The sequence below is a fragment of the Nocardia sichangensis genome, assembly GCF_047200615.1.
Classification (GTDB): domain Bacteria; phylum Actinomycetota; class Actinomycetes; order Mycobacteriales; family Mycobacteriaceae; genus Nocardia; species Nocardia sichangensis.
In genome coordinates this window covers 1-524 of the sequence record NZ_JBJZOK010000136.1, presented here as the reverse complement: position 1 = coordinate 524, position 524 = coordinate 1, and the positions used below count along the sequence as shown (strand labels likewise).

Genomic DNA, 524 nt, shown 5'->3' with positions numbered 1-524 from the left:
ACGACCATGGTGGCCGCGCCACCCAGCGCGAGCAGCAACTCCAGCACCGACGCGTCGAACGACGGCGACGCGAAATGCAACGTCCGCGACGCACTCGTCACCCGATACCGATCACGCTGCTCGGCACAAAAACTCGCCAACCCCGCCTGCGTGACGACCACACCCTTCGGCTTGCCCGTTGAGCCGGAGGTGTAGATGACGTAGGCGGGATGCTCCGCGCGCAGCGGACGAACCCGATCGGTGTAGGTCACCGGATCGGCCGGGAACTCCGCGAGCCGCCGGGCGCAGTCCGCGGTGTCGATGGCCAGCCACTCGACCCGGTCCGGTAGGTCACCGCGGAGTTCCTCCACGGTCAGCCCGAAGACCGCGCCCGAGTCGGCGACCATGTGCTCGACCCGGTCGGCCGGATAATTCGGATCCACCGGCACGAACCCCGCACCGGTCTTGGCCACCGCCCACACCGCGACCACCGACTCCACCGAACGCGGAACACCGACCGCGACCAGATCCTCCGGACCCACCCC

The 524-nt window shown here is 69.1% G+C and carries 1 protein-coding gene; it reads right to left on the bottom strand.

The window, feature by feature from the left end; genetic code table 11:
- A partial coding sequence (locus ACL03I_RS39480; protein ID WP_412808669.1) for an AMP-binding protein occupies positions 1-524 on the bottom strand: 524 nt, incomplete at both ends.